The sequence below is a fragment of the Bacillus sp. 22190 genome, from assembly GCF_052045575.1.
In the GTDB taxonomy this organism is placed as follows: Bacteria; Bacillota; Bacilli; order Bacillales; family Bacillaceae; genus Bacillus; species Bacillus altitudinis.
The window spans coordinates 99,786-106,283 of record NZ_JBQEPF010000011.1 but is presented as its reverse complement, the minus strand read 5'-3'; the positions used below and the strand labels follow the sequence as shown (position 1 = coordinate 106,283).

Genomic DNA, 6,498 nt, shown 5'->3' with positions numbered 1-6,498 from the left:
GCAATTACAGGTCGAGATATGTTTGGAAATAAAGTCTCGAAAGAACAGCAGGAAGCGAGTATGAATGCGGCGCTAGGGATGCTTTTGCCGTTTGGGGCAAAAGGGTTTCATGGGAAGATAGGTTTAAGTTCTCAAAGTCCAGAAGGATTTAATCGAAAAAGGGCTTTGCGACACGCTAAGGATTTAGGGGGGGATACCTAGGTCTCAACAGCCTACTCGTCAATGGCAAGTAGGAGATAATGTTTTTAAGAAAGGGCAAGAATATCGTAATTATGAGTACAGTTCTAACCATACTCACCATGGCCGGTACTATGAATTTGATACCCCAAAAGGAAAAAGAGTTATAGTGCAACATACTAATGATGGAAAATTACACACTCACGCAGGGAAACCAAAAGAGGGTGCAGATCCATTTAATTATGATTTTAAAAAAGAAAGATATTCAAATATATATGGACCAAATGGTGATCACCATATCTATTACAATGAATAACGAGGTATGAAAAATATGGCATATAAAAATGAAAAAATACAGAAAAAAATTGCTTTGATGAATGCTAAAAAGAAAATACAACATTTAGCATATATTGAGGTAATTGATTTTGAAGATGATACTTCTCAATGGCTAAAATTATGTGAAACAGTATTAAAACAATTTCGTCAAATAGATTCAACACCTTCCGAAATATTAACAAATACAGACAAAGACTCGATTATGACTTGGTTAAAAAATTCATTAGATTTTCTCAAAGAGAAAAAAGAATGGTTTATTTTAATTGAAAATGACCCTTTTCCTGTTTGGGCAAATGTAAAAGCTTTAGATTTCGATAAGGCAATTGAAGAAATTTGGCTATTTTCAGAGAATCATAGCATCATTGTAGCAGATAAAATAACAGGTAAAATTGCTCAAATATTTTCAGAAGAAAAACACTTTGAACTTCATATTGGAAACTGCGCAATTTAATTGTAAGCAAGATTAATTGATCAAAGAGCAGAACCACAACCTGTTTTCTATGAGATGAAGGTTTTTAAACTCGACTATTTAAACTGATAATTTTAATGATAATAGGTGATTCAATGAATGAGAGCTCTAGTTATTTAAAGAAGTTAGAAGATTTTTTAGGTGGGACATTTCATCAGGATATTGATTCACCAGAGGAAGCGTTAGATGAGTTTATCCATGAAGCTAGCAAAGAATGTCTGCTGTCTACTATAAAGGATTGTCAGGGTTTTTTGAATAGTACTCTAACAATACAAAAAAAAGAAAGCTTTATTGAAAATAATGCAGAAATATACTTTCCGGCGATCTCATTAAACCCTATACAGTGGTTTAATCAAATAATAGAGGAAATGAAAAAAGCAGTGAAAATGCAGTAACAAAATGAACCTTGATTGGCTAATACCTTTCAAGGTTTTTTGTGTTGATTGAACTTCATACCGAAAAAAGTGGAGATAAAAATAGAAAGTTGAAGTGGTATTTTGATAAAGAGTCGATTCACAACATTCAATTATGAAATTCACGCTCTAAGTTTCAAACAAAATCGTTCATGAACCACCAATCTTATTCCCATGCTTCTTTTAATAAACAAATACCTCTTTCGATTTGTTCAAGAGAAAGGTTTGCGAAACCGAGCAGTATGTGCGGTTGTACAGGTGGATTTTCGATAAATAAATGACTTGTTGGATAAACTTTAACATGCTGTTGAAGAGCTTTTTCAATTAATTCTTTTTCGGAATAGGGAGTGTGTATACGTAACATGATATATAACCCTGCATTGTCACCAATGATCTCAATTTGTTTTCCAAATAAATGTTGAACTTGTTGTACCAATAAATTCATTTTCCTTTTATAAGTATTGCGCATACGCTTAATATGTTTTGTCCATTCACCACTTTTCATAAATTCAGTCATGGTCAGTTGGTGCAATAACGAAGCATTATGTTCGAAATGTTCAAATTTGCTCATATAGATATTGATTAATGAATCAGGTAACACCATATATGCTAATCGTATAGCTGGTAGAAATGCTTTTGAAAACGTACCAAAATAAATGACATGTGCAGCATCTAAAGAGGCTAAAGCAGGAAATGGTTTTTGTCCATATCGAAATTCTCCATCGTAATCGTCCTCTAATAAGAAACCGTTATTTGATCGTACCCATTGAATCAATTCAATTCTCTGTTGAATCGATAGTGCAGTACCAGTAGGATATTGATGTGAAGGTGTTATGTACAATAATTTCCCGCTTTTATTTACGAGTGAGTCCAATAATACACCTTGTTTTGATGCAGGAATACTTTCAATCTCAAATCCATGTAAATGACAGACCTCACGTACACCGCTATAACCAGGGTTTTCAACAATCATACTAGAAAAACGTTCTTTTAATAGAAATCCCAAATACAACAGTAGTTGCTGTGTATTACTTCCAACGATAATATTTTTGAGGTTAATGATCATACCTCTGGCTTGAAATAAATAATCAGCCAGTTCTTGTTTAAACCCCGGTTCTCCAAAAGGATCTCCGTATTGAAAGCTAATGGATTGCTGCAGCACTTTGTTGGAGATTTGCCGCCAAACTTTTAAAGGGAATTGTTCCTCATCAACAGTACTTGCTTTGAAATCAATGAAATCGATCAATTGTATTGGTTCATTTCTAGGTACTTCTGGAATAGAGGTTTGAAGAAATATCGGTTCAAATTCATTGACACTATAGCTTTTACGCTCATTGGCTTGAATATATCCTTCAGCTAATAATTGATCATATGCTTGTAGTGTAGTGTGGCGACTAACACCTAGGTCATTGGCTAGTGAACGAATGGAAGGAAGATTTTCTCCTGTTTTTAACTTTCCCTCCTCGATTAATTTTTTAAATTGCTCATAAATTTGTTTATATTTTGGTTGATTGGCACTGAAAGGGAAAATATAATGTTTCATTTCTTCATTCCTCCCTTCTGACATTTAATAAAGTATAAATCTGTACATTTTTACATGTCAGAATATCAATTATTATACTACTAATTGATATGAAAAGGGGATAGAAGAGTGGATATAGTAAGAGCTAATGAAAATGATTTAAAACAAGTTTCGGTTCTATTTGATCAATATCGCCAATTTTATAAACAGACTTCTAATATAGAAGGTGCTTATCATTTTCTAGTGGAACGATACCGTAAACAAGAGTCTATTTTGTTTGTTGCAAAGCAAGGTGAACAATATGTAGGATTTGTACAACTGTATCCCACATTTTCATCTGTTGCGATGAAAGATGCGTTCATTTTAAATGATTTGTTTGTTATAAACGATTTTCGTCAAAAGGGAGTAGGTAAGGAATTGATGAAAAAAGCATTTTCATTTGCAAACGATAAAGGAGCCCGATTTATCTGTTTAGAAACAGCGACTTCTAATATAAAAGCACAACAATTGTATGAAAAAATGGGGATGACAAGCGATTCTTCAACTCAGCACTATATTTATTATTGGGATTGAACACAGAAGAATGAATTTTTGGTATGGCAGAAAATTTAATATAACTCGGTCAAAAAAAGATGAATATGCTTTGTCAGAGACGGATCAGCAAGCTACAATGGCATTGTACACTGAATTGATTGCAACAAAATGACAAAACAGCGATTCCTATGGATTTTGACAAGAAAGACTTTAAAAAACACAAAGGGGGGTAATTTTATTGAATTCTTATGATGAAGATCTAATAAAGGATTTGGAATTAAAAGACCTTCTTAAATATGTCAAAGTACATAAAAATCCAAAAATTTATTTAGACTTAATAGAACAAAAATTTGATTTTGCTGGTTCAAAAATAGATTGGTTACAAACCAATAAACATTATAGTAAGAGCTCAAATCATGAATCGTTACTTTCTGATGCTCTTCTCTTTATAACTGAATTAAAAGAAAAATATTTAGATAATAACTTACAAGTAATTTACATAGGGGATAACCTTACAGAGTTTGGGTACCAGTTTGAATTAAAACATCTAGAAGAGTTACTAGTCTATTTTTTAGATATCCCACAGCACCACTACTTTATATCATTAGAAGGTGATTGGAGTATTTGTATTTCATTTGAAAACGATTTGGATTTCGGATTTAGTTTAAACAAAAAATAAGTTTAAGCGTCACATATAGGAAAAATAAAAAATGAATAAGAAGTGAAAAAACCTTGACTGGCTTTATACCATTCTAGGTTTTTTGCGTTTATTCGTCCTCAAACATGTAAAAGAAGACAAAGAGCTCTTTGTATACAAGTCTCAAAGCACACTCAAACGAGTGTGCTTTTTCTTATAACAAAGAACACCCAAAAACCTGCACAACATTTACTGAAAACATTTGGACTTCTTTGACACATGCGAGTTGATTAGACTTATAACCAAAGGGAAGAAGGGAGGGATTCCAACTGCACTTAACCAAAAGGGGCACGACTTTATTATCGATGCTGCTTCACACGACCACTTATCTATCAATTGAAGATTTACAGAATCGACTGAATGTCTCTACTCGAACGGTCTACGCTGAAATCAAACGAATGAATAGTTGGCTGGAAACCCATCAGCTTAGTGGCGTCCAGCGAAAAGATCAACGAGGCTACTATTTACATCCACACGAGAAAGAAGTCATTATCGAAAAAGCTGACACTGTTCTTGTCGGTCATGACTATGAACCATGTGTAAAAGAAAGACGTGCCATCTTGCTCCTATCCATTGCATGCAGTGAAAAGCATCTAAAAATTGATGATTTTATGGAGATGACGAAGGTAAGCCGCAATACACTGCTTGAAGATATGAAACAACTAAAAGAAGCACTTTCAAAACAGCAGCTTACACTTCATTATCAGGCGGCCAGTGGCTATTTAATTTCAGGAGAAGAAAGAACAATTCGGTTGGCGCTGAAACCTTATATTCATTTCATTCGCACCATGATAAAAAATGAAAAAACGTTTCCATCGGTTTGGTTAAAGGGTCCTATCTCATATAAGAGAATACATGATCTCCTTCAACAATCCGAACAAGATCTGAAGCTTGAGTTTGCAGATGACATGCTGGATCAGCTGTCTATGGATCTCTTTTTCTACTTTAAACGGATGAAGCTAGGACGTGCTGTACACATTTCAACAGAAGAAAAACGGACATTGCAGAAAACAGATGAATGCTTGGCTGCTATTCGTTTCATGGCGCAAATTCAAAAAGAAACCAGTCTTTTGGTTCATGATGATGAAATCTATTTTCTTAGCACCTTATGGCTCAGTGCCAAAAAACAAAAACTTCCAACAAGTCAAAAACCAGAAGAACATCTCATTCGAACCATTGCGAGACAAATGATCATGGACTTTCAGCGTTATGCGTGTATTTCCTTCCAGGAAGTAGAAGTCTTGGAACAAAACTTAACCATGCATTTAATTCCGGCCTATTATAGGCTCATCTATCACATTGAGATCATCAATGAATTAACAGATTCCATGAAACATGCACAGCCAGAGGTGTTTGACATCACGCAAAAGGTTGCTTGCCATTTAGAGAAGGCAGCCTGTTCAAAGATGAGCGATCATGAAATTGCCTATGTGGCGATGCATTTTGGCGGCTGGATGAGAAGAGAAGGGATTTCATCGATTGCGAAACGTTCTGTTTACATTGTCTGCGGAGAAGGAATTGGCACCAGTCACATGCTGAAAACGCAGCTTCTTGAATTAATCGGCTACATCGACATACGCGGACTGTTATCAAAACGTTCATATGAAGAATTAACATCCATTGATGCCGACTTTGTTGTATCAACGACACCTATTTCGTTTAAAGGAAAACCTGTTCATCTCGTTCACCCGATTCTCACTGCTTATGAGAAAAAAATATTGCTTCAATATGGAGAAGGCTCAGAACCTAAGCTTGATGAGCACCATGTGAATGCTTTATTCAATATCATTCAGCAGCATACCATCGTTCAAAATGAAAAAGCATTGCTTCATGACCTGAAGGAGCTGCTTCATCCGACATATGTATCACACCAGAAAGGGTGGAAACCAGTGTTAAACGATTTATTAACAGAAGAAACCATTCAGCTCCAGCAAACAGCAGACACATGGCAGGAGGCCATTACAAAAGCAGCGCAGCCTTTGCTTGATCAACAAGCGATTCAGGAAAGTTATGTGAAAGCGATGATCCAGTCTGTTCATCAAAATGGCCCTTATATTGTGATTGCGCCACAAGTGGCGATTCCGCATGCCAGACCAGAAGATGGCGTGAACAAATTAAGCATGTCACTTATGTCATGTCATCAGCCCGTTTCCTTTTCAAAGGATGGAAAAAAGCAAGTTCGGCTCATCATTGTATTAGCTGCCATTGACAGTATGACCCACCTGAAAGCACTCAAACAGCTGACGATGCTGTTAAGTGAAGAAAAACGGGTGAGACAATTGATTGAAGCAGAGGAATTAGCAGCCATTCAACAACTAATCAATCGATTTTCACAAGTATAAAGGAGGAA

The 6,498-nt window shown here is 35.3% G+C and carries 7 protein-coding genes and 1 pseudogene; 7 read left to right on the top strand and 1 reads right to left on the bottom strand.

All coding sequences use genetic code 11. The annotated features are described in order from the left end of the window. From ACTJKA_RS14780 to ACTJKA_RS14765, 4 genes and pseudogenes are all read left to right on the top strand, one after another. Positions 1-201 (top strand): annotated as a pseudogene (locus ACTJKA_RS14780) (T7SS effector LXG polymorphic toxin); the annotation flags it as partial. Beyond that, entirely contained in the window at positions 194-493 is a 300-nt protein-coding gene (locus ACTJKA_RS14775; protein ID WP_232516959.1) for an HNH/endonuclease VII fold putative polymorphic toxin, read from the top strand. The pseudogene ACTJKA_RS14780 and the gene ACTJKA_RS14775, both read left to right, overlap by 8 nt. A gap of 15 nt (positions 494-508) precedes the next feature. Next, the gene (locus tag ACTJKA_RS14770) at positions 509-964 is read left to right on the top strand and encodes a hypothetical protein (RefSeq protein WP_017359538.1); all 456 of its coding nucleotides are present in this window, start codon (positions 509-511) and stop codon (positions 962-964) included. A gap of 113 nt (positions 965-1,077) precedes the next feature. Beyond that, positions 1,078-1,377, top strand: a complete 300-nt coding sequence (locus tag ACTJKA_RS14765; protein WP_017359539.1) for a contact-dependent growth inhibition system immunity protein — start codon at positions 1,078-1,080, stop codon at positions 1,375-1,377. A 184-nt stretch (positions 1,378-1,561) separates the two neighbouring features. Here the strand turns inward: ACTJKA_RS14765 and pdxR are convergent, their stop codons facing one another. Then, positions 1,562-2,938, bottom strand: coding sequence for a MocR-like pyridoxine biosynthesis transcription factor PdxR (gene pdxR / locus ACTJKA_RS14760; protein WP_099496539.1), 1,377 nt, complete (start codon positions 2,936-2,938; stop codon positions 1,562-1,564). A 108-nt stretch (positions 2,939-3,046) separates the two neighbouring features. Here pdxR and ACTJKA_RS14755 point away from each other — a divergent pair, with 108 nt between their 5' ends. The 3 genes from ACTJKA_RS14755 (at position 3,047) to ACTJKA_RS14745 (ending at position 6,490) form a co-directional block, all read left to right on the top strand. After that, positions 3,047-3,490 (top strand): GNAT family N-acetyltransferase, encoded by a 444-nt coding sequence (locus tag ACTJKA_RS14755; RefSeq protein WP_074042008.1) that lies wholly within the window; start codon positions 3,047-3,049, stop codon positions 3,488-3,490. Positions 3,491-3,689: 199 nt separating this feature from the next. After that, the gene (locus ACTJKA_RS14750; RefSeq protein ID WP_008343720.1) at positions 3,690-4,130 is read left to right on the top strand and encodes a hypothetical protein; all 441 of its coding nucleotides are present in this window, start codon (positions 3,690-3,692) and stop codon (positions 4,128-4,130) included. 287 nt (positions 4,131-4,417) lie between these two features. Then, the gene (locus tag ACTJKA_RS14745; RefSeq protein ID WP_322536437.1) at positions 4,418-6,490 is read left to right on the top strand and encodes a BglG family transcription antiterminator; all 2,073 of its coding nucleotides are present in this window, start codon (positions 4,418-4,420) and stop codon (positions 6,488-6,490) included. The last annotated feature ends 8 nt before the right edge of the window (positions 6,491-6,498 follow it).